General features: G+C 29.3%; 18 protein-coding genes. 17 read left to right on the forward strand and 1 reads right to left on the reverse strand.

Annotated elements, in window-relative coordinates:
* Positions 1–165 precede the first annotated feature (165 nt).
* The 9 genes from I2E83_RS12710 (at position 166) to I2E83_RS12750 (ending at position 10,425) form a co-directional block, all read left to right on the forward strand.
* The gene (locus I2E83_RS12710; protein WP_195262825.1) at positions 166–627 is read left to right on the forward strand and encodes a tRNA (cytidine(34)-2'-O)-methyltransferase; all 462 of its coding nucleotides are present in this window, start codon (positions 166–168) and stop codon (positions 625–627) included.
* A gap of 17 nt (positions 628–644) precedes the next feature.
* The gene (locus tag I2E83_RS12715) at positions 645–1,481 is read left to right on the forward strand and encodes a DegV family protein (RefSeq protein ID WP_195262826.1); all 837 of its coding nucleotides are present in this window, start codon (positions 645–647) and stop codon (positions 1,479–1,481) included.
* Positions 1,482–1,711: 230 nt separating this feature from the next.
* Positions 1,712–2,764 carry a BMP family ABC transporter substrate-binding protein gene (locus I2E83_RS12720; protein ID WP_195262827.1) on the forward strand — a complete coding sequence of 351 codons (1,053 nt, stop codon included), beginning with the start codon at positions 1,712–1,714 and terminating at the stop codon, positions 2,762–2,764.
* Between the two features lie 122 nt (positions 2,765–2,886).
* Positions 2,887–4,269, forward strand: a complete 1,383-nt coding sequence (gene rpoN, locus I2E83_RS12725; RefSeq protein ID WP_195430127.1) for an RNA polymerase factor sigma-54 — start codon at positions 2,887–2,889, stop codon at positions 4,267–4,269.
* A 376-nt stretch (positions 4,270–4,645) separates the two neighbouring features.
* On the forward strand, positions 4,646–5,689 hold the full coding sequence (locus I2E83_RS12730) for a sugar-binding domain-containing protein (RefSeq protein ID WP_195262829.1): 1,044 nt from the start codon (positions 4,646–4,648) through the stop codon (positions 5,687–5,689).
* A 46-nt stretch (positions 5,690–5,735) separates the two neighbouring features.
* A complete protein-coding gene (gene gap, locus I2E83_RS12735; RefSeq protein ID WP_195262830.1) occupies positions 5,736–6,734 on the forward strand; it encodes a type I glyceraldehyde-3-phosphate dehydrogenase in 999 nt (332 codons plus the stop codon).
* 181 nt (positions 6,735–6,915) lie between these two features.
* Complete coding sequence (locus I2E83_RS12740; protein WP_142418739.1) at positions 6,916–8,094, forward strand: phosphoglycerate kinase; 1,179 nt, start codon at positions 6,916–6,918, stop codon at positions 8,092–8,094.
* Positions 8,095–8,319: 225 nt separating this feature from the next.
* Positions 8,320–9,066 (forward strand): triose-phosphate isomerase, encoded by a 747-nt coding sequence (gene tpiA, locus I2E83_RS12745; protein WP_097033114.1) that lies wholly within the window; start codon positions 8,320–8,322, stop codon positions 9,064–9,066.
* A gap of 309 nt (positions 9,067–9,375) precedes the next feature.
* Entirely contained in the window at positions 9,376–10,425 is a 1,050-nt protein-coding gene (locus I2E83_RS12750; protein ID WP_195430130.1) for an aldose epimerase family protein, read from the forward strand.
* Between the two features lie 142 nt (positions 10,426–10,567).
* Here I2E83_RS12750 and I2E83_RS12755 read toward each other — a convergent pair whose 3' ends face one another.
* Complete coding sequence (locus I2E83_RS12755; protein ID WP_195430133.1) at positions 10,568–11,500, reverse strand: ArsR family transcriptional regulator; 933 nt, start codon at positions 11,498–11,500, stop codon at positions 10,568–10,570.
* A 342-nt stretch (positions 11,501–11,842) separates the two neighbouring features.
* Here I2E83_RS12755 and I2E83_RS12760 point away from each other — a divergent pair, with 342 nt between their 5' ends.
* The 8 genes from I2E83_RS12760 (at position 11,843) to gpmI (ending at position 23,448) form a co-directional block, all read left to right on the forward strand.
* A complete protein-coding gene (locus tag I2E83_RS12760) occupies positions 11,843–13,096 on the forward strand; it encodes an ABC transporter substrate-binding protein (RefSeq protein ID WP_195430136.1) in 1,254 nt (417 codons plus the stop codon).
* Positions 13,097–13,232: 136 nt separating this feature from the next.
* The gene (locus tag I2E83_RS12765; RefSeq protein ID WP_195430139.1) at positions 13,233–14,204 is read left to right on the forward strand and encodes a sugar ABC transporter permease; all 972 of its coding nucleotides are present in this window, start codon (positions 13,233–13,235) and stop codon (positions 14,202–14,204) included.
* A 1-nt stretch (position 14,205) separates the two neighbouring features.
* Positions 14,206–15,060, forward strand: a complete 855-nt coding sequence (locus I2E83_RS12770) for a carbohydrate ABC transporter permease (RefSeq protein WP_195430142.1) — start codon at positions 14,206–14,208, stop codon at positions 15,058–15,060.
* A gap of 18 nt (positions 15,061–15,078) precedes the next feature.
* The gene (locus tag I2E83_RS12775; RefSeq protein ID WP_195430145.1) at positions 15,079–16,857 is read left to right on the forward strand and encodes a sugar-binding domain-containing protein; all 1,779 of its coding nucleotides are present in this window, start codon (positions 15,079–15,081) and stop codon (positions 16,855–16,857) included.
* A gap of 90 nt (positions 16,858–16,947) precedes the next feature.
* Positions 16,948–17,370: a hypothetical protein gene (locus tag I2E83_RS12780; protein WP_195430148.1), complete on the forward strand. Its 423-nt coding sequence runs from the start codon at positions 16,948–16,950 to the stop codon at positions 17,368–17,370.
* Between the two features lie 372 nt (positions 17,371–17,742).
* Positions 17,743–20,067, forward strand: coding sequence for a family 43 glycosylhydrolase (locus tag I2E83_RS12785; RefSeq protein ID WP_195430151.1), 2,325 nt, complete (start codon positions 17,743–17,745; stop codon positions 20,065–20,067).
* An 85-nt stretch (positions 20,068–20,152) separates the two neighbouring features.
* The gene (locus I2E83_RS12790; RefSeq protein ID WP_195430153.1) at positions 20,153–21,631 is read left to right on the forward strand and encodes a glycoside hydrolase family 43 protein; all 1,479 of its coding nucleotides are present in this window, start codon (positions 20,153–20,155) and stop codon (positions 21,629–21,631) included.
* Positions 21,632–21,921: 290 nt separating this feature from the next.
* The gene (gpmI, locus tag I2E83_RS12795) at positions 21,922–23,448 is read left to right on the forward strand and encodes a 2,3-bisphosphoglycerate-independent phosphoglycerate mutase (protein WP_097033113.1); all 1,527 of its coding nucleotides are present in this window, start codon (positions 21,922–21,924) and stop codon (positions 23,446–23,448) included.
* The last annotated feature ends 364 nt before the right edge of the window (positions 23,449–23,812 follow it).

The following is a 23,812-nucleotide window of genomic DNA, read 5'->3' on the forward strand; positions in this document are numbered from 1 at the left end:
ATCAAAAAATACTTAATAGGAATATTATTTTTATAATATAAAATAATATTATGTTAATAAATGCTAAATGTTTTGACTAATCAAGATTCATATAGTATCATTTTTTATATAGTTTTACTAAAGTAAGATGATTTCATCTTGCTTTTTTAATCGGAGGTAAGAAAATTGAATTTAAATATAGTTTTATACCAACCAGAAATACCACAAAATACAGGTAATATTGCAAGAACCTGTGTTTTAACAAATTCAACACTACATTTAATTAAACCTATGGGCTTTAAAATAGATGATAAACAAGTAAAGCGTGCTGGATTAGATTATTGGAGTGAATTAAAGCTTGAAATGCATGAAAGCTATGAAGATTTTATGAACAAATATGGAAATGAAAGAATATTTTTAGCTACAACTCATGGTGGGGTACATTATGATGAAGCTTCATTTAAAGAAGGGGATTTTATAATGTTTGGAAGAGAATCTTCAGGTGTTCCAGAAGAAGTACATAACAATCATGAAGGAATAAGAGTGCCAATGATCAAAACGAGTACAAGAAGTTTAAATCTTTCAAATACAGTTGCAATTGTTGCATACGAAGCTTTAAGGCAAATTGGTTTTCCTGAAATGAAATAAATTTAGGGGGAATAGAAGTGGAAAAGATAAAAATATTAACAGATAGTTGCTTAGATCTTCCAGAAGAGTTAATTAAACAAAATAATATAGAAGTTATACCAGTTTTAATTAATTTTGGTGATAAAAGTTATATTGATAGAGAAGAAATTAATTTAGAACAAATGCAAGAAAAAATACAAAGTGAACAAATACTTCCAACTACAGCACAAATTACTCCGGTTAGATTTGAAGAAATCTTTAGAAAGTATTTAGATGAAGGTTATAAAGTTTTAACAATCCTTATGTCATCTAATATGAGTGGAACATATAATTCAGCATGTATTGCAAAAGATATGATTGAATCTGATGATATAGTTATAGTGGATACACAAGTTATAACATCTGCTCAAGGTTTCTTTGTTTTGAAGGCTTGTGAGCTTAGAGATAAAGGATATAGCGCAGAAGCTATAAAGGAAGAAATAATAAAAATGATACCTAAAATGAATGCATCATTATGCTTTGAATCCTTAGAAAACCTAGTTAGAGGTGGAAGAATATCAAAGACTGCTGGTGTTATTGGAACAGCATTAGGACTTAGAGTAATAATTGGGTTCGAAGATGGAATGATGACTGCAAAAGATAAGGTAAGAGGTAATAAAAAAGCATTAAAGAAGATAATATCAGATTATGAATCAAGCAATCCAGATAAAAATGAGCCAGTTATATTAATCGAAATAGAAAGCCCAGAAATGAAGGGTGAACTTAAAAAATATTTAGAGGATAACAATATAAAATATATTGAAACAAAACCAGGTTGTGCAGTTGGAATACATTCTGGTACAAGAGTAAGTGGTCTATTTTTTATAAGCAAATAAGTTTTAAATAGTTTTGAATAACTTAAAAGATATAAAATAAGAGTACAAACTAAATATATGGAATAATAAATAAATTTTTTAGAATAAATAACTTTTATAATAAATAACTTTTATAATAAGACTAAAAAGATAAAGAGTAAATTCTTTATCTTTTTTATTTTGTAAAAAAGACAAACTGAATTTTTATATATTTATTTGGGTAACCTAAAGTAAAAAGGAAGGTGGTTACAGTGAATAAACAAAGACTATTTTTACTAACTCTAAGTATATGTCTAATTAGTATGCTTGTAAGTTGTGGAGTGCTTAATAGTCACGTAATAGATTTAGATAGACTGAAAGTAGCTTATGTTATTAATAAAGGATGTTTAGAAGATAAGGGGCTTAATCAGTTAGGGTTAGAAGGAATAAATAAATCTATTATAGAAGATAGCATTAAATTAACTATCATAGAAATAGACAGAGATGATGAAGAAAGTTTTCAAAAGCAATTTATAAAAGCAGTTAAAAGTAATGATTTAATAATTGTAGTTGGTGAAGAGTTTAAAAATGTAGTTAATGAAGCTGCAACAAACTATAGAAATAAAAGGTTCATAGTTACTACTAATAAGATAAGAGAAAGTAATGTCCAAAATGTAGATTTTAAATATGAAGAGGGCGGATTTTTAGTAGGGGCAATAGCAGGAAAGAGAAGCAGTAATAAAGATGTTGGATATATAGCTATTAAGGATAATGAACCAAATAAGTTATTATTATCAGGTTATATGGCAGGGATTAAAGTTACTAATCCAAAAGCATTATCAAAATTATTATCAGAAGAAAATGTAAAATACGTTGAAGATTGTGCAAATGTTGATTTAGCATATGAACAGGCAATAGAACTTTATGATAAGGGTTGTGAAGTTATTTTAACAGCCGCAGGTAGAGCTTCTGAAGGAGTTTTTAAAGCCGCTAAAGAAAAAGGGAAGTATGTAATTAACAGCGGTATGAATGCACAAGAGGTTTATAGTGATTATAAGGATAATATACTTGCATCTTTAGTAATTAGATTTGATGATATTCTTTATAAAAGTATATCAGAAGCAAATGATGGCATGTTTAAGAGCGGAGAAATAAACAAAATAAATGAGGGCTTAAAAGAGAATACAATTGAAATAATTATGAATGAGTCAATATTAGATAAAGAAACAATTAATTTAGTCAATAACTATAAAAGTGAAGTAATCAAAGAAAAGATTGAAATTCCAAAGATAAAAGAAGAAGTCTTAGAATTTAGAGTACAATAACCACTTGATATAACGTTTACTTACAGTATATACTAGTATTAAAGAGTGTTATCATTAATACTAGTATATTAAGTAAAAGTTATAGTTTATAGTTTATAGTTTTAGAAATGAAGGTGTACTTTATGAAATTAGACTTTAATTTAAATCTCACACAAGAGCAAAAATTAATAATGACCCAACAAATGCAGTTATCTATAAAGCTTTTACAAATGTCAACTTATGATTTAAGAGAATATATAGAAAATGAGTTTGTGGAAAATCCAATACTAGAAGGTGATTTTGATTTTGTTCAAGAAGAAAAGGATTACGAAGATAAAATAGATTATAAGGAAATGATAAAATACCTAGAATTCGATAATTATGGCTCTCAAAGTTATGGAGACTATAATAAGGATGAAGATGTATCGCCTTTTAATTTTATATCACAAAAAGAGTCATTAACAGAGTATTTGCAGGAGCAATTACTTGAGATAGATGAGGATGAATTGAAAAAGGCAATAGTATCATATATGATTGAGAATATTGATGCAAGAGGATATTTGGACATGCCTCTAGAAGATATATGTAAAGAATTAAATATATCAATTGATTTAGGACAGGAGTCATTAGATATACTTCAAGATTTAGAGCCAGATGGCATAGGGGCTAGGGATCTTAGGGAATGTCTGAAGATACAGCTAATAAAAATGGGAATATTAGATGACAACTTAGAGATAATAATAGATGAATATCTAGATTTAATAGCGGATAATAAATTTAATACAATAGCTAAAAATTTGAAAATAACTCCCAAAGAAGCTCAAGATTTAGGGGATATAATTAAGGGGTTAGAGCCAAAGCCTTCTAGGGGATTTTATACAGGAGATGAGGTTAAGTTTATAATACCAGATGCGGCTATTAGAAATATAGACGGACAATATTTTGTTATTATGAATGATGGCGTTATACCAAGATTATCAATAGGTAATATATATAAAGATATCTTAAATAATAAGGAAGATAAAAATACGGAAAACTATGTAAAAGAAAAATTAAATAGCGCTATGTTTTTAATAAAAAGTATAGAACAAAGAAAGAGTACTTTACTTAGAATATTAGAAAAAACTGTGGAGAAGCAAAAAGAGTATTTTGATAAGGGACAAAAATATTTAAAGCCAATGACGATGAAAGAAATGGCTGAAGACCTTGGAATTCATGAATCAACAGTAAGTAGAGCTATAAAAGACAAATATATATTAACAAGCCTTGGAACTGTAAAAATAAAAGATTTATTTACAACAGGTTTAAGTCAATCTAAAGGTAATGGTGAAGATGTTGCTGTTGTTAATATAAAAAAACAAATAAAAGAAATGATAGGTGATGAGGATAAGAAAAAACCTTTGTCAGATCAAATAATATGTGAAGAATTAAATAAGAAAAATTTAAATATATCTAGAAGAACAGTAGCAAAATATAGGGAAGAAATGGGGATAAAATCATCAAGCAAAAGAAAAAGAATAGAATGAAAAGAGTATTATAAAAATAGAATAAAAAAGAATTAAAAAGGGGAATTTATAATAGAGATGATAGCTATTTATATTAAATATAGTAGAAATGAAAGTTGGCATTTCTATTATAAGTTCTTTTCTTAACTTATCAATTAAGTTTTTAATGTCATATGTGTAGTTCGAACTGACTTTTTAGATAAAGTAGTGATGGAAAAGGCAAACTTACATATGCTGGCTTTTATAGGATATATGAAGCTGTAATGCTAAAAACTTGTAAAACTTTTAGAAAAGTTTGAAGAAAGTACTTTTAAAATTCATAGAAGTGTTTTATAATAATAAATGTGGGACATATAAATTATATGCGGGACCTTTTTAGACCAAAGGAGGGTTGGAAGTGCAGGAAATATTGTCTTTACAGAAAAAAATAGTTCCTGAACTTGTAGAAGTCCTAGAGAAAAGATATAGTATTCTTAGGACTATATATTACAATCAGCCTATCGGAAGACGTGTTTTAGCCAATCAGTTAGATCTTGGAGAAAGAATCGTAAGAACTGAAATAAGTTTTTTAAAATCACAAAATTTGATAGAGATTAATACTCCAGGAATGACAGTTACTGAAGAGGGACAAGAAATAGTGGATAAGCTTAAAGATTTTATACATGAAATAAAAGGTTTATCAGATATCGAGGAAAACATAAAGTCCTTCCTTGGGTTAAGAGATGTAATAATTGTTCCAGGTGATGTAGAAACAAACGAAATAATTTTAAAAGAACTTGGTAAAGCTACAGCTAATTATCTAAAATCAATTATTAAAGATGATAATATAATAGCTATAACTGGGGGAAATACTATAAAAGAGTTTGTGGAGGCATTACCTAAGATAAATAATGTTTCAAATATTCTCGTAGTTCCAGCAAGAGGCGGTATGGGAAGAAAAGTTGAAATACAGGCTAGTACATTAGCTGCATCCTTAGCAAAAAAGTTAAATGGTGCTTATAAATTGCTTCATCTTCCTGAAAACCTTAGTTTAGAACTTTTGGATACTTTACTAAAGGAAAAGGAAATAAAAGAAGTTATAGATAATATCCATAAAGCTGATATATTAATTTATGGTATTGGTGATGCTTTAGTTATGGCAGAAAAAAGAGATGTTTCAGAAGAAGAGTTTAATAAACTAAAATCTCTAGGAGCTGTGGGTGAAGCGTTTGGTTGTTACTTTAACAAAGATTCCAAAGTAGTTTCAGAAAATACTTCAATTGGAATAAATATTAATGAAGCAAGAAAAATTAACACACATATTGCAGTTGCTGCTGGGGAAAATAAAGTTGATGCTATTATTGCAACAATGATGAAAAATCAAAATGCAGTATTAATAACAGACGAAGCAGCTGGTAGAAAAATTGTAGAATTTATTAAGGAACACACTAAACAAGCTTAAAATTTTTAAAATTTTAAATATAACTATTTTTAGGAGGTAATTGCAAATGGTAAATGTAGCAATTAATGGTTTTGGAAGAATAGGAAGATTAGCATTAAGATTAATGATCGCAAACCCAGAATTTAACGTGGTAGCAATCAACGATTTAACTGATGCTAAGACTTTAGCTCACTTATTTAAATATGACTCTTCACAAGGAAGATTCAACGGAGAAATCGAAGTTAAAGAAGGAGCTTTCGTTGTTAACGGAAAAGAAATAAAAGTTACAGCTGAAAGAAATCCTGCTGACTTACCATGGAAAGAATTAAACGTTGACGTAGTTTTAGAATGTACTGGATTCTTCACTTCTCAAGAAAAAGCTGGTTTACACTTAGAAGCTGGTGCTAAGAAGGTTGTTATTTCAGCTCCTGCAACTGGAGACATCAAGACTGTTGTTTACAACGTAAATAATGATATATTAGATGGTACTGAAACAGTTATTTCAGGTGCTTCATGTACTACAAACTGCTTAGCTCCAATGGCTAAAGTATTAAACGACAAGTTTGGCGTTCAAAAAGGATTCATGACTACAATCCACGCTTACACTAACGACCAAAACACATTAGATGGTCCTCACGGAAAAGGCGATTTAAGAAGAGGTAGAGCTGCTGCTGCTAACATCGTTCCAAACTCAACTGGAGCTGCTAAAGCAATTGGTTTAGTTATTCCAGAATTAAAAGGAAAATTAGATGGTGGTGCTCAAAGAGTTCCAGTTACTACAGGTTCATTAACTGAATTAGTTGTAACTTTAGACAAGAAAGTAACTGTAGAAGAAATCAACGCTGCTATGGCTGCTGCTGCTAACGAATCATTTGGTTACACTGAAGATGAAATAGTTTCATCAGACGTAATCGGAATCACTTACGGTTCATTATTCGATGCAACTCAAACTAAGGTTATGACAGTTGGAGATGAGCAATTAGTTAAAGTTGCTGCTTGGTACGACAATGAAATGTCATACACTAACCAATTAATCAGAACTTTAAAATACTTCGTAACTAGATAATTAAATAGTTAAATGTATAATTAAAGAAATATAATTATTGGTCTGGTTTTATAGAAAATCTATGAGGCCAGGCCAATTTTAAATTAAGCAAGAATTATAAGTTTATATTTAAGTTTATATTTAAATTTATATTTATAAGTTTTGTGTAGATTAATCAAAATAAATTTAAGAGGTGAAATCAATGAGCTTTAATAAGAAAACTATCGAAGATATAGACGTTAAAGGTAAAAAGGTTTTAGTAAGATGTGACTTCAATGTGCCACTAAAAGATGGCGTTATAACTGATGAAAATAGATTAAATGGTGCACTACCAACAATCAAATATTTAGTTAATAATGGAGCTAGAGTTATACTTTGCTCACACTTAGGAAAAGATGCATCAAAGTCATTAGCTCCAGTTGCTAAGAGATTAAGCGAAATGCTAGATAAAGAAGTAGTTTTTGCAAGAGACGAAGAAGTTGTAGGAGCAAATGCTAGAGCTGCTGTTGCAGAAATGAAAGATGGAGATGTTGTATTATTAGAAAATACAAGATGCAGAAAAGAAGAAACTAAGAACGTTGAAGAATTCTCAAAAGAATTAGCTTCATTAGCTGACATATTTGTAAATGATGCATTTGGTACAGCTCACAGAGCTCACTGTTCAACAGTTGGTGTTACTGAATTCTTAGATACAGCTGTATGTGGATACTTAATTCAAAAAGAATTAAAATTCTTAGGAGAAGCAGTAAACAATCCAGTTAGACCATTCGTTGCTATATTAGGTGGAGCTAAGGTTTCAGATAAGATAGCTGTTATCAACAACTTATTAGAAAAAGTTGATACACTAATCATCGGTGGTGGAATGGCTTACACATTCTTAAAAGCTCAAGGATATGAAGTAGGATCATCATTAGTAGAAGCTGATAGAGTTGAATATGCTAAAGAAATGATCGAAAAGGCAGCTTCAAAAGGAGTTAAATTCTTATTACCAGTTGACCACAGAGTTGCTGCAGAATTCAAAGATGTTGAACCAGTAGTTACAGAAGATCAAAACATTCCAGCAGGAAACATGGGATTAGATATCGGACCAAAAACAGAAACTTTATATGCTGATGCAATTAAAGATGCTAAAACAGTTATATGGAACGGACCAATGGGAGTATTCGAATTCGAAAACTTCAACAAAGGAACAATTGCAGTTGCTAAAGCTATGGCTGATGCAGATGCTACAACAGTTATCGGTGGAGGAGACTCAGCTGCAGCTGTTAATATCTTAGGATTCGGAGATAAGATGACTCACATCTCAACAGGTGGTGGAGCTTCATTAGAATTCTTAGAAGGAAAAGCATTACCAGGAATAGAAGCGCTTAATAATAAGTAAGCTTCTAAATCTTTGATTTAGTAAAGCGAACTTACTCATCCGAAGGAATCTGAGGAGGAGCTTCATTAAACAGAAATATTTGTTAAATGAACAATTATAATGCATAATTAATGAAATAACTCCACTTAGGTGGAGTTATGGATTTTAATTTTTATTATTCAACTTTGTTGAATAATTTATCAATTATCAATTATCAATTATTAATTATAATACGAGGTGATTTAAATGAGAAAAGCGATAATAGCAGGAAACTGGAAGATGCACTACACTCCAGCAGAAGCTGTAAAAGTTATAGAAGAATTAAAGCCATTAGTAAAAGATGCTACATGTGACGTAGTAGTTTGTCCTACTTTTGTTTGTTTAGATGCTGTTTTAAAAGCAGTAGAAGGATCAAACATTAAGGTTGCTGCTCAAAACATGCACTTTGAAGAAAAAGGAGCTTTCACAGGTGAAGTTGCTCCAGGAATGTTAGAAGCTATGGGAGTTAGCTATGTTGTTTTAGGACATAGTGAAAGAAGAGAATACTTCAATGAAACTGATGAAGCTTTAAACAAGAAAGTAAAAGCTGCATTTGCTCACAACTTAACTCCAATCCTTTGCTGTGGAGAATCTTTAGAGCAAAGAGAAAATGGAACAACTAATGAAGTTGTTGGAGCTCAAATTAAAGCTGATTTAGAAGGTTTATCAAATGAATTAGCAGAAAAAGTAGTTATTGCTTATGAACCAATCTGGGCAATAGGAACAGGTAAAACTGCTACTAATGAGCAAGCTAATGAAACAATAATGGCTATCAGAAGCGTTGTTGCTGAAATGTTTGGTAAAGAAGTTGCTGACAAAGTAAGAATCCAATACGGTGGATCAGTTAAGCCAAACACAATTAAAGATCAAATGGCTATGTCTGACATAGATGGTGCTTTAGTTGGTGGAGCTAGCTTAGTAGCTGCTGACTTCTCACAAATAGTTAATTATTAATATATAAATTTTCAATAAGAGTTATGTAATATTTATTTTATAAATCATTACATAACTCTTTTTTTTATATATTTTTATATATATACTTTTTATTATATTATTAGTTAAAGATTCATAATAGTTTCAATACCTAATTATTGGATTAAAATAAAGTATGAAAAATACAAATTAATATATTTTAAAAAAGTGCAATTTAGATTATAATTAAAACATAAATAATGTTTAAAAACAATAATGATAATTTAAATTATTCGATAAAAGGGTATTAGTGTTATTTTAATTAATAATATGTGAAGGAGAAGGATTGAAGTGGAGATTAAAACTAATTTTATAGAAACAAAAGGTAAGAATACATACAAAGAAATTGTTTTAATTAATGATAATGGTGTAGAGGTTAGATGTATTGATTTAGGTTGCGTAATTACACAAATAAATGTTCCTGATAGGCATGGTAAATATGAAAATGTAGTTTTGAGATATGAAGATTATGATACATATCTAAATACTACTGCTTATCTTGGAGCGGTTATAGGTAGAAACTCTGGAAGAATAGGTGGAGCTGAAGTTAAGATTGATGAAGTAGAATATGAATTAGATAAAAATGATGGTAATAATACTCTTCATGGTGGATATAATGGTTTTAATATTAAAAAGTTTGAGTTTGAAACAATTAAGGAAGAAGAATTTATTGGTGTTAAATTTTATTTTATAAGCGAAGATGGTGAAGCGGGATTTCCTGGCAAGGTTGATATTGAAGTTTGCTATTTGTTAAATAATGATAATGAACTTAAACTCTATTATAAAGGAATATCTGATAAAACCACAATATTAAATATGACTAATCATAGCTATTTTAATTTAAGTGGTAATTGTAAAAGGAAGATTACTGATCATATTTTGCAAATACAGGCTGAAGAATTTACTGAGCTAGATGATGAATCTATAGTTACTGGAAAAATGATTAATGTTATGAATACACCATTTGACTTTACTACACCTAAGAAAATTGGACAAGATATTTATGGAGACTATTATCAACTTAATATTACAAAGGGATATGACCATTTTTTCAAATTCAAAGATGGTGTAAAAACAGAAAATAGAGTAGAGCTTTATGATGAAGAATCTGGTAGAGGTCTTTTAGTTTCTACTAATTGCAGTGGGGTTGTAGTTTATAGTGGTAATTATATTAGCAAAGGTAAGTTATCTATAGGTAGAGATATTGAAGTTAAAGATGCTGTTTGCCTTGAAACACAGAATATTCCTATTGGGAAATCTAATTTATTTATAGAAGATTCTATTCTTAAAGTTGGTGAAACGTATTCTAGTGAAACTAGTTATAAATTTGTAGTTGAATAGATGAAATGATAGAGGGAATTATAAAAAAGATAATGTATTTAAATATTACTTAATTTGTTATAAATAAGAAACCGTAGTTAAAGTATTCTGCAATTCTTTAACTACGGTTTTATTTATATTATATTTAGGAGTATATTTAGAATTATATTTTAGAGTCGTATTCAATTCCTAATAATATAGATTGAGGATGATCTCCAAATTTTTCTCCAAATAGATTTATTCCTCTTGAGTTTTCGGCATCTTCTTTTATTCCTATTTTTACTGTTAAGTAAGGGGTTTTAGTAACTTCTAAATCTTTTAAAGTAACTGATGAAACTAAAGTTTCATCACAATATGTTCCTGAATTATCTATTTTGTAAGATCTTAAAAGTCCATATTGTGTAGAACTATGAGGCCACCATCCTGGGTTTAACTTTCCTGATCTTCCTCCAAAATCACCTGGGGAAGTCCAGGTATGTAATTCTATATCATTCATCCATACGGTTATATCAGATGGCCAGTATGAATTGTAAGATGGAGCTTCAGAACAACATTCAAAAGACAAATCAAAACTGGTTAAATCTCCGAAAGATAATATATCTAATGGAAAACGGTATTCTAAGAATCCTTGCTCAAACCAGATAATTTGTGCTGTATAGCGATCTGGATAATAGAAGGTTTGAGGATTATCTAAAATTCCGATATGAGAATTTTCATTAGCCATGCCGCAAGTTCCATTAATTTCACAGTTTACATAAGAACCTATTGGCATATTTATATAGTGGCATCTGTGCTTATTTTCCTCAGCTTGAAGATTGAGATCTATAAAAATATCATCTACATTTCTAAAACAAACTTTTTTAGTTCCTCTTACAGCTGGTTCCAATCTTGTTAATATTAGCCCACATTCTTCTAAAACTTTTACATGCATTGCGGTGGTTGAAATTGGGATTGATAGTGCTTCTGCAAGTTCGTTAACTGTGGGATTGCTATTAGCGGTTATTTTTAAGATTTTTATTCTATCTTCCGATGATAGAGCTTTGGCGTAAGAAGCCATTTTATCAATATCATTAAAATTTATAGATAAGCTTTTCATTTTAAAATTCCTTTCTTGATTATAAAAATGTTATATAAAGAGTAAAATCTTGTTGAAGATATATGAGAATATCTATATAAATTATATCATGTCAAGTGAAATTAAACAAATGCATTAAAACAAATAATCTGAAATAAATTACAATTAAATTATGATTATAAGCAATTTAAAACAGAAAAAATGTTTTAAATACTTTAAAAGAGTTGAAAATGGAATAAAAAAAGAGTTATTGAAACAAAAATAATAGAAAAAACTTCTAAAAGTTATTGAAAACGTATAAATTGAATGATATAATAAATTTGAAATTAAACAAAAAAAATGTTTTAAAAGGGAGAGGATTTTATGAAAAGGAAAAAGGTTTTAAGTGTTATTTTAGCTGGAATCTTATCATTGGGTTTAATATCTTGTGGTAATTCAAAAGGAAGCTCATCAAATAGTAATTCTGGTGGGAAAAAAGAAATAGTATTCTGGTCAGTTTTCACTGGAGCTGATGGAGAAAATATGACTAGAATGATAGATGAGTATAATAAAACAAATCCTGAATATAAAGTAAAACATATGCCTGTTGAAGGAGATGACTTATATACAAAAATACCAACAGTAGTTGGATCAGGTAAGGATGTACCTGATGTAACTATAGTTCATGCTGAGAGACTTGCTTTATTCGCAGAACAAAATTTACTTCAACCGTTAGATAAATATATTGAGGCAAGTGGAGTAATAAAAGAATCAAATTATGTTGAAAATGCATGGCAAATGGGAACTATAAATAATGAACAATATAGTATTCCTCTAGATGTACATTCATTTGTTACTTATTATAATAAAGATCTTTTGGCTAAGTATGGGCCTAATGTATTAGATGATGGAATTATAACTCTTGATGAAGTAAAAGAAGTTGGAAAAAAATCAGCAGCTGACAATATACCAACTTTAGGTTTAACTTGGATGAGAGTTCAATATTTATCTTATTTAGCTCAATTAAATGGAGATATATCAAAAGATGGAAAAGAAGTTAATCTTGATTCTCCAGAAGCTAAAAAAATATTTACAGAGTTAAATGGTTTAGTAAATGATAAAATAGCTAGCCAAGATGGGGATGATCCAGGTCAATTATTTAGAGCAGGCCAGTTGGTATTTTGGCCAGAAGGAATATGGATGCAAAATTCACTTAAGGGTATAGATATAGACTGGGGAATGACACATATGGTAACAATGGATCAAAATAATCCAAAAGATTGGAGTTCTTCACATCAATTTGTAATGCTTAAGAATGATAAAATGACAGATGAAAAAGCAAAGGGAGCTATGGAGTTTATAAATTGGATTGGTGAAAATAGTTTAGAATGGGCTAAAGCAGGACAAGTACCAGCTAATTATGCGATTAGAGAAAATGAAGAATTCAAAGCTATGCCTCAAGCATTTGTATTAGAAGACGCAAATAAATTAAAGATATATGATTATAAATACTATGGAAACGTTGTTGAAGCTTTAGACAAGGTTGTATTTGAAGCTTGCTTTGGAAGAATGACTCCTGAGGAAGCTGCTGCAGCAATGCAAAAAGAAGCTAGTGAAAAGATTCAGATGGCACAATAGTTAAATAATTAGGGTACAATTATAAGTTATTAAAAATGTATTACTTAATTAAAAGTGCATAATAGTTAAACAATTAGGATCTTTAGCTAATATTATAACTAAAGATCCTAAATAAAATATCCTAAAGGAGGTAAATATGAGTAAAAAGAGAGATTTAGCACCATATTCATTTATAGCACCACATTTAATTCTTTTTGTTCTATTCTTTTTAATTCCAGCTGTGGTTGGAATATATGTTTCATTTACTAAATGGGATATATACTCAGCACCGCAATGGGTAGGTTTCAAGAATTACTATGAAATATTAGTGAATAGCGACTCTGTTTTTTATGAACAGTTTTGGAATGGATTGAAAAATACTTTTACTTTTTCAGTTTTAACAATTCCTTTCTGTATAGCAATTCCATTATTATTCGCTGTTCTTTTAAATACTAAGCCTAAAGGTTATAAATTTTTTCAATCTGTATTTTATGTTCCAGGATTACTTTCTATTTCAGCAGTAATGTTAGCATGGAATTTTATGTTTAATAAAACTTTTGGACTAGTTAATAATATTACTAAATCAGATGTAAACTGGGGGAGTACTTTCCCTTGGTATTGGATAGCACTAATTATAATAACTGTTTGGTGGTGTATTGGTAGTAATATGGTAATATATCAAGCAGCTATTGCAAGTGTACCTACTGATTATTATGAGGCAGCATCTATAGATGGAGCTGGAACCTTAAAACAATTCTTTAAAATTACTCTTCCATCAATAAAAAATCAAATTTTATATACGTTAGTTATGACAACTATTGCACAATTTAATATATATGGACAACCTCTTATGTTCAATAATGGTGGACCAAATGGAGCTAATAGAGTTCTATTAATGTACATAAGAGAATTAGGATTTGGACAAGGAAGTTCATTAGCAGGTATGGCTTCAGCAATGGCTGTAATGCTTGGTATATGTATTTTATTTATTTGTATTTTACAATCAATTATATCAAGAGATAAAGATGAAGTTTTAGCTAAAAAGCAAAGAAAAATGAATAAGAAATTAAATAAAGCTAAAAGGAAAACTGCCAGTGCTACCTATAACTTAAGTGAAGGAGGAAAATAATATGGAGCATAAACTAAAAAAGAAAAAGTTTAATTATAGAAAAATAGCATGCTTTTTATTAGTTTTAGTGCTTGCTATAGTATGGATTACGCCATTAGTTTGGTCTATTTTGACATCATTTAAGTCTGAAGTAGAAGTACAAACAACTGGATTTAGTCTCTTACCTGCAAAGTGGGTAGTTGAAAACTATATTGATGTATTATCAGATACAACAGTTACACCAATAATTAAGTGGTTTGGTAACTCACTTTTTGTTTCTGTAACACATACAATTTTGGCAGTGTTAATTAGCTCAATGGCAGCTTATGCATATTCAAGATTAGAATTTAAAGGGAAAAATGCGATTTTTGGATTTTTATTAATGACAATGATGTTTCCATCAGTTGTAAATTTGATTCCTTTATATAAAATAATGGATACCTTAAATTGGGTAAATACATTATGGGCATTAATATTTCCTGGACTTGGAGGTGTCGTTAATATATTTTTAATTAGGCAATTTATGATGGGTATTCCAAAAGAATATGATGAGTCAGCAAGAGTTGATGGTGCAAGTACATGGAAAATCTATACTAGGATTATATTGCCATTATGTAAGCCAATATTAATAATAGTTGGATTATTCTCATTTACAGGTTCATGGAATGATTTCTTATGGCCAACAATTATTATGAATGATACAGCGAAATTAACATTGACTGCAGGATTAAGAACATTACAAGTAGGATTTAGTATAAAAGTAGCTCATTTAATGGCTGTAACAGTATTAGCAATTTTACCTACTTTATTATTATATTTAGTAGCACAAAAGTATTTTATGGAAGGATTGTCTTTACAATCAGGAGTTAAAGGTTAAAATTTAGGAGGAATAGATATGACAGTTAATATACCAAGAAATGAATATCCACGTCCACAATTCGTAAGAGAAGATTGGATCAATTTAAATGGGGAGTGGGGATTTGATTTTGATGATAATAATATAGGAATAAAGGATGAGTGGCACAAGAATCCCAAACTAGGTAAGAGTATATTAGTTCCTTACGCTTATCAGACTGAGCTTTCAGGAATAAATATTAAGGAATTTCATGATATAGTATGGTATTCAAAAAGTTTTGACTTAGATGAAGTTATGAAAAATAAAAGTAATATATTACATTTTGGCGCTGTTGATTATAAAACAGATTTATGGGTAAATGGTGAGCATTTATTTACACATGAAGGTGGACATGTACCTTTTTCGGTAGATATAACAAGTGTTATAAAAGAAAAAGATAATTTAATTGTTCTAAGAGTTGAGGATTATGCAACTGATTTAGAACTACCAAGAGGAAAACAATTTTGGAGAAAAGAATCACATGGAATATTCTATACTAGAACAACAGGAGTTTGGCAATCTGTTTGGATAGAGCCTGTAAGTGAAACGTATTTGAAAAAAGTGTGGCTTACTCCTGATTTAGATAAAAAGACAGTTTTAGTTGAATATGAATTTGAAGGTGATATTACTGAAACTTCATTAGGGGTAGAAATATCAGTTAAAGACACAGTAGTAGTTAATGATAGAATAGCTTTAATGAGTAGAAGAGAAAAGAGAGCTTTTGGATTAAATCAAGAATTAACATTAGATTGGAATCATCATGAATCCTTGGCTTGGAGTCCAGAAAACCCAATATTATTTGATATTAAGTTTAGTGTTTACAAGAAAAATGCTATCATTGATACAGTTAAATCATATTTTGGATTAAGAAAAGTAGAGATAGTAGATGGGGTCTTTATGCTAAATAATAGACCTTATTACCAAAAATTATTACTAGATCAAGGATATTGGGAAGAATCATTACTTACAGCACCAACAGATGAAGATTTCGTTAAAGATATCAAATTATGCAAGGAAATGGGATTCAATGGTGTGAGAAAACATCAAAAGATAGAAGATCCAAGATTTTTATATTGGGCAGATAAATTAGGTTTACTAGTTTGGGGAGAAATGGCTAATGCATATGTTTATTCAAGAAGATATGTTAAGATGTTAAATAATGAGTGGATTGAAATGATAGAAAGAGATTATAATCATCCTTCAATAGTTGCATGGACTCCTCTAAATGAGTCTTGGGGTGTAGATTCAATAATGAATAATAAAGATCAGCAGGCTCATTCAGCTGCTATGTATTGGTTAACAAAGTCTTTAGATCAAACAAGAGCTGTTATTTCTAATGATGGATGGGAACATACAAAAACAGATCTTCTTACAATTCATGATTATGAATATAGAAATGAAGTTTTAACAGAGAGATATTCTTGCTTAGATAATATCCTAAAGACAAAACACTCTGGAAGAGGTATGTTTGCTAAAGAATGGGGATATGAAGGACAACCTATAATTATTTCAGAAATGGGTGGAATTTCTTATCAAAAAAGTGAATGGGAAGGCTGGGGATATTCCGCAGCAACATCCGATGAAGATTTCATTTTAAGATATTATAACGTAATATCTCCAATGCTAAAATCGAAATTAATTCAAGGATTTTGTTATACTCAAGTAACTGATGTAGAACAAGAAATAAATGGCTTACTAACTTATGCTAGAGAGCCAAAAGTAGACTTAAGTATTATAAAGGCAATAAATGAAGGGAAATGGACACCTGATATTAAGTAAAGTTAATATCTATTTAAGATAAGTTAGTGTAATTAGTGTTTATAAATACTAATTACACTAATCTATATATTGGAAATTGGAGGCATAATTATGAAAGTATTAAATAGAAATCTTGAAAGAAATATGATTCTTATAGGTTCAATATGGCAAATACTATCTGGAATAACTACTATATTTATTTATGCAACGTATATAAAAACTAAAGGAGTAGGACTAGAAGATATTTCGCAAATGGATATTACATCTATTCAATTACTATTAGATAATGTTTATATAGTGACAACTACTATAGGATTTCTATTTATAGCTATGGGATTAATAAATTTGTGTATTTATAAAAAAACTAAAAATAATATGATTGAAAAAGGGAAAGGAATTTGGTTTATTGTTTGTTCAATAATTTCTTACTTCTTTATGGATTTCATTTCAGCAATTATATTTATGGTTTCAGGAGTAATTATGTTATCTAAAAATAAAGCTATTTTAAAAATTAATAATGGATCAGTAAACTAAAAAGTAATTAAGAGCAACTATGAGATATAAAAGTATAGATTTATTTATATGGATATTAGTAATTTTAATTATAATAGCTCATAATAATCAGTTTTTGAGACTTTTTACTTAAAGTCATAGCTAGAGTGTATAAAAATATATTGAAAGATGTATTTAAAACATATCTGGCTTTTTGTATTTCTGAAATAGCTATCAAAGTGGAAGTGGTAAGAGTGATTATATTGATATGAATAATAGTTAATGCTATTTTATTAAGGAGATTTTCAGAGTGATCTGAATTCCTACTACTAGTAGCATTAGTGTTCTTATTATTCTTAAAAATATAGATGAAAAATAATAGTTTATATGGAGGAGATTATGAGGAGGTTAACTATGAGTTTGTTGATTACAACAGTGCTAATGACAGGATGTACATCAAAATATGCAGATAATAAGAATAATATTAACGTAGAAAATGAATATTTAAATAGTTTTACTTTAGAGGATGAATGGGAAGATGAGTATGGAATAGGGGATCCATATATCTTAAGGTATGATGGAAGATATTATTTATACGTATCGACTCATGATTATAATGTAGGAGTAAAATGTTGGAGTTCGGATAATTTAGTGGATTGGAACTATGAGGGACTAGTCACAAATGAAAAGAAAACTTTAGGTGCATATGCTCCAGAAGTGATATATTGGGATGGATATTTTTATATGTATACTTCTCCAGCTGGTAAAGGACATTATGTATTACAAAGTGATTCGCCTACAGGTCCATTTAAATTAATATCAGATAATATTGGTATGAGTATAGACGGTAGTGTTTTTATAGATGATGATGCTAAGTGGTATTTTTATTATGCATCACCTAAGGGTATAATAGCAGCACCTATGAAATCTCCAACTGAAGTAGAAGAAAATAAAGTCGTTGATAATACATTTATGAATTGGTGGACAGAGGGCCCTAGTGTTATAAAAAGAGATGACATATATTATATGACTTATACAGGGAATCATGTTAAAAGTACTGGATATAGAGTTAATTACTCAACATCAATGGAATCTCCTGTTACTGGCTATAAAGAAGGAATTAATAATCCTATATTAATTAATACTTCAGAAGAATTTAATGCATTAGGACACAGCTCGAGTGTTTTAGGTCCAGATTTAGATTCTTATTATATAGCATATCATAATTTAGTGGGTCAAAAAGGCTTTCCACTAAGAAAGTTGAATATAGATAGGTTAGCTTTTAATGGTGAGAAAATGTCTGTTTTTGGACCTACGAATTTTAAACAACCAAGTCCTAATATGCCTCAATTTTATACATGGGTAAATAATGATATAGATAATAAAATGAAAAATATAAATGAAGGAGAAGAAAAATTTATTGTTTCAAATGATGAAACCGGTGATACATTTACAGCTGAATTTTCTTTTTCAGATGTAAAAGATGGCAATGTGTGTATAGTTACGTCATATAAAGACAGTAAAAATTATGGAGAAATTAATATAGATATCAAGGCTAATAAAGTGTATATGAAATCAATAGAAAATGGCAATGAATCATTGATTAGTGAGAATACGTTACCATATAAATTTGATTTCAGTAAAATGCATACTATAAGGATAAAAAATAAAGAAGATAAAATGGAAATACTTATAGATAATATAAAGGTATTAACTACTAATAGTGGATTTAAAGAAGGTGCAATCGGGTATAAATACGAAAATGATTCAGCAAATTATTCATTTTTAGCATTTACTAATGAATCATTTGGGACAAGTGATAGTAAGACTGTTAAACCTATTCCAGGTGTTATAGATACAGTGCACTATAATGGAAGTGATTATGAAATACCTACAGTAGACTATAAAGATAATATTTCGGCAATTACATTAAATGAAAAAGGTAAATCAGTAATATATAACGTAAATATAAAAGAAGGTTACAACTACGGAGTGGATGCAATCGTAAAGAGCGCTGATATAAATGGGAAAGTAGATGTACTAGTTGACGGGAAAAAAGCCTTAACAGGTACTATAGATGGAAATGAAAATGGCAATGAGTGGTTTAAAAGAAATTTAGGAGAAATGAAATTAACTAAGGGTTATCATCAAATAGAGTTAAAGTTAAGAGAAGGTGCACTAAATATTGAAAGTCTAGATATTTACAAGGTTAATACAAAGGTAAAGTATGAAAATAATTTATACAAAGTACCAAGCGATACTGAATGGAATTTAATATCGGGATGGACAAGTTTAAATGATGCAACTGAAAACATGGGAGATGAAATAAATAGAGCTTTTTATGGAAATGATGAATATAAAATTCAGTCATTATCTGTTGATTTTGCTCTAGGGAATGTAATTAATGATGTTGGAATTTACTTTAATGCAACAAATGAATCTGTATATAAAGAGCAAGTGAGTGATTCTTTATTTGGATATTATCTACAAGTTCAAGAAGAAAAATTAACATTGTATAAATTAAATTACGGAAGAGGAGAATTGATAAGCAAGGAAGTTAAAATAAATCCAAAAGAATTCAACAACTTTGAAATATCCATTAAAGAAAATACAATAATTGTTAAGCTTAATGATAAGGAAGTGCTATCTTATGATGATATGGATATATATACTCACGGAAAAATCGGATTTAGAGGAGATAGCTCAAAGATTTATATTAAAAACTTAAAAATTAAATAATAGAATTTTTACAGTATCTCTTAAGGGTGAGAGAAGCAATATTTATATAGCTTAACATATATAAATAATAGTTGTGGAGGTAAAAATGAAAAAATATAGAAAAATATTAGTAACTTGTATGATTGGAGGAATGTTTGGAAATTTAATTAGTTGTGAAAAAAGCAGTAATGAGTTTACACAGGTTACAGTTGATAATTATGACAAAAGTAAGTTTTATACAAATCCACAAAATATAGATTTAATAGCAGATCCTTTTGTGTTAAGGACTGAAGAGGGAAAATATTATGCATACGGAACAAGTGATAGAATTCAAGCATCTGGATATCTAACTTGGGAATCAGATGATTTAATTACTTGGAAAGAAGTTGGAGTTGCATATATGGCTAAGAGGGAAAGTTGGTCCAATAGAGATTATTGGGCTCCTGAGGTATATTATAAAAATGGTAAGTATTATTTGTACTATACTGCTAGAGATAAGGAAACAAAAAATCTTGGATTAGGGGTTGCTGTTAGTGATAAACCATATGGACCTTTTGAAGATATAACAAATAGACCTATAATAGGGGAAGAATTTGCTGTTATTGATGCTAATATACTTATGGATGATAATAAAATGTATCTTTATTATGTTAAAGATTGTTCAACAAATGTCGTAAATGGTAAAAATGTTAGTCAAATATATGGCGCAGAATTAAATGATGATATGGTAACTTTTAAAGGAGACCCAGTATCACTAACTACTCCAGAGCAGGTGTGGGAAGATATCCCTGGAGAATGGGCTTGGAATGAAGGGCCAACAATTTTAAAAGAAAATAATAAATATTATTTAATGTACTCTGCTTATCCATACTGGGATAAATTATATTCTTTAGGGTATGCTGTTTCTGATAATCCATTAGGACCATTTGAAAAATATGAAAATAATCCAGTATTAACAAGCGAAATAGAGTGGACTCATGTTTCAGGTTCAGGTCATAATTCTGTTATAAAATCAAAAGATGAGAAGGAAATATATTCAGTGTATCATACACATATGGATCCAGAAGCTGGAGGTAGTAGAAGAACAATAAATATAGATAAAATAGGATTTAGAGATGATGGAACAATGTATATCAATGGTCCAAGCGTAACACCTCAACCTTTACCATCAGGAACTGGAAGCAGCAATAATCTAAATGATTTAATAGAATCTATAGAAGTAGAAGGTCAATCAGAAAAAGATGTAAAACTATTATACGATGGAGAAATAGTTTACCATAAGAATTTTGAAAATTATGAATGGACCGGTAAGGGAAAAAGTAAACTAATTATAAAATTGAAAGAGGAAATAAAAGCTACAGATATACTTATATATGGTAATATTGAAGAAAGCAAAAGACCGGATATAAAGAAAATAGAGGTTTCAAAAGATAAAGTTTTTAAAGGGATAGATTCTAATTTATCCAAATTACCTGGAGAAGCTACTATAATTTCTTTTGATGAGGCTAATACAAAGGAAATTATTATAGAGTTTAATAATAAAGAGGAATTTGCAATTTCAGAGCTTATAATAATGGGGAAATAAATGTAATATATCTCTATATCATTAATATAAATACGGATTTCATTAAAAGTAAATAACTCTCTATCTAATATAAAGAGAATAAAATATTATATAGCAACAAAATTTTAAATTTTTAGAAAGTTTTCTATAATATGCTTTTTACGGATTAAAATAATTTTCTGCAAAGGTTTACCTAGTCGGTGCTTTTATTGTTTAAAGTCACTAATTATAGTATAATATAGATATAAATTAAGAAAGATAATATTAGAATATTGTCAAATATAGATTTTGATAAAAATTTGGAGGGAATTATGGCGAAGAAACCTGTAATGTTAATGATATTAGATGGCTTTGGAATAGCTCCAAAGTCAGATGGAAATGCTGTTGAAGCAGCTAATAAACCAAACTTTAGTGGATTAATGGAAAAATATCCACACACTCAATTACAAGCTAGTGGATTATATGTTGGATTACCAGATGGACAAATGGGTAACTCAGAAGTTGGTCATTTAAATATAGGTGCAGGAAGAATTATATACCAAGAATTAACTAGAATAACTAAAGAAATTAGTGAAGGTGGATTCTTCAAAAATGATGCATTAACTCTTGCTGTTAACAATGCTAAAGAAAATAATGCAGCACTTCACTTAATGGGATTATTATCAGATGGTGGAGTTCACTCACATATAGATCACTTAAAAGGATTATTAAAGCTAGCTAAAGAAGCTGGATTACAAAATGTATATGTTCACTGCTTCATGGATGGAAGAGACGTTCCACCATCATCAGGAAAAGATTTTATAATAGAACTAGAAAACTACATGAAGGAAATTGGTGTAGGTAAGATAGCTACTGTTGCAGGAAGATACTATGCAATGGATAGAGATAATAGATGGGAAAGAGTTGAACTTGCTTACAATGCAATGGTACTTGGAAAAGGTGAAATTGCAGCTTCAGCAGTAGAAGCAATAGAAAAATCATACCACGATAATAAAACAGATGAGTTTGTATTACCTGCTGTTGTAGATTCAAATGGAATGATTAAAAATGGAGATTCAGTAATATTCTTTAACTTTAGACCAGATAGAGCTAGAGAAATAACTAGAGCAATAAATGATAAAGAGTTTGCAGGATTTAAAAGAGAAACTTTAAACTTAACATTTGTAACAATGACTCAATATGATAAAACTTTAGAAGGAGTTAATGTTGCATATAGACCAGAAAGCATCAACAATACTTTAGGAGAATATGTTTCAAATCATGGCTTAAATCAATTAAGAATTGCAGAAACAGAAAAATATGCTCACGTTACATTTTTCTTTAATGGTGGAGTTGAAAAGGAAAATCCAGGTGAAGATAGAGCTCTTATAGCATCACCTAAGGTTGCTACTTATGACTTAAAACCAGAAATGAGTGCTTATGAAGTAACAGAAGAATTAATTAATAGAATTAATGAAGATAAGTATGATATGATTATTCTAAACTATGCTAACCCAGATATGGTTGGACATACAGGAGTAATGGAAGCAGCTGTAAAAGCTATTGAAGTTGTAGATGAATGCTTAGGAAAGGTTGCAAATAAGATTCTAGAAAAAGACGGAACTTTATTTATAACTGCTGACCACGGTAATGCAGAAACTATGATAGATTTCTCAACAGGAAATCCATTTACAGCACATACTACAGATCCAGTTCCATTCATTTGGGTTTCAAACAGAACTGAAGGAAGAACATTAAAAGAAGGTAAGCTAGCAGATATAGCTCCTACTATGTTAAATGAAATGGGTCTTTCAAAACCAGAAGAAATGACTGGAGAATGTTTAATAGTAAATAAGTAATAAGAATAAAAAGTAAAAGGACACTCACTATAAAGGAGTGTCCTTTTACTTTTGTTAAAATTTAAGAAGTCAAATTTATAGAGTGTTATCAAAGCAATAAAAAGGTATTTCTTCAGTAGGTAGTCTTAAGGTGGAATCAATTATTGAATCAGTTACGTTAATTTTTGTAACCATATCTTTTAAAAGCTCTATGATATTTTCCATTATTAATTATTATATGAAAGTATCCCTGCATTCTAAATTTCTATTAGCAAAAACAATTTAAATTTATACATAATTAAATATAAATAAGTAAGTTATCTGGATAATAAAACAATATTTGGTATAAATATGATATAATTAATTTTGAGTGATAGATTCTAAA

Source organism: Clostridium sp. D46t1_190503_E9 (genome assembly GCF_015555225.1).
GTDB lineage: Bacteria > Bacillota > Clostridia > Clostridiales > Clostridiaceae > Clostridium.

What these genes read in the sequence shown, in the direction of transcription:
- I2E83_RS12765 (WP_195430139.1), top strand. Translation starts at nt 13,233, where the DNA reads ATGAGTAAAAAGAGAGATTTAGCACCATATTCATTTATAGCACCACAT.
- I2E83_RS12755 (WP_195430133.1), bottom strand. Translation starts at nt 11,500, where the DNA reads ATGAAAAGCTTATCTATAAATTTTAATGATATTGATAAAATGGCTTCT.
- I2E83_RS12770 (WP_195430142.1), top strand. Translation starts at nt 14,206, where the DNA reads ATGGAGCATAAACTAAAAAAGAAAAAGTTTAATTATAGAAAAATAGCA.
- gpmI (WP_097033113.1), top strand. Translation starts at nt 21,922, where the DNA reads ATGGCGAAGAAACCTGTAATGTTAATGATATTAGATGGCTTTGGAATA.
- I2E83_RS12775 (WP_195430145.1), top strand. Translation starts at nt 15,079, where the DNA reads ATGACAGTTAATATACCAAGAAATGAATATCCACGTCCACAATTCGTA.
- I2E83_RS12740 (WP_142418739.1), top strand. Translation starts at nt 6,916, where the DNA reads ATGAGCTTTAATAAGAAAACTATCGAAGATATAGACGTTAAAGGTAAA.
- rpoN (WP_195430127.1), top strand. Translation starts at nt 2,887, where the DNA reads ATGAAATTAGACTTTAATTTAAATCTCACACAAGAGCAAAAATTAATA.
- gap (WP_195262830.1), top strand. Translation starts at nt 5,736, where the DNA reads ATGGTAAATGTAGCAATTAATGGTTTTGGAAGAATAGGAAGATTAGCA.
- I2E83_RS12780 (WP_195430148.1), top strand. Translation starts at nt 16,948, where the DNA reads ATGAAAGTATTAAATAGAAATCTTGAAAGAAATATGATTCTTATAGGT.
- I2E83_RS12790 (WP_195430153.1), top strand. Translation starts at nt 20,153, where the DNA reads ATGAAAAAATATAGAAAAATATTAGTAACTTGTATGATTGGAGGAATG.
- I2E83_RS12760 (WP_195430136.1), top strand. Translation starts at nt 11,843, where the DNA reads ATGAAAAGGAAAAAGGTTTTAAGTGTTATTTTAGCTGGAATCTTATCA.
- I2E83_RS12785 (WP_195430151.1), top strand. Translation starts at nt 17,743, where the DNA reads ATGAGTTTGTTGATTACAACAGTGCTAATGACAGGATGTACATCAAAA.
- tpiA (WP_097033114.1), top strand. Translation starts at nt 8,320, where the DNA reads ATGAGAAAAGCGATAATAGCAGGAAACTGGAAGATGCACTACACTCCA.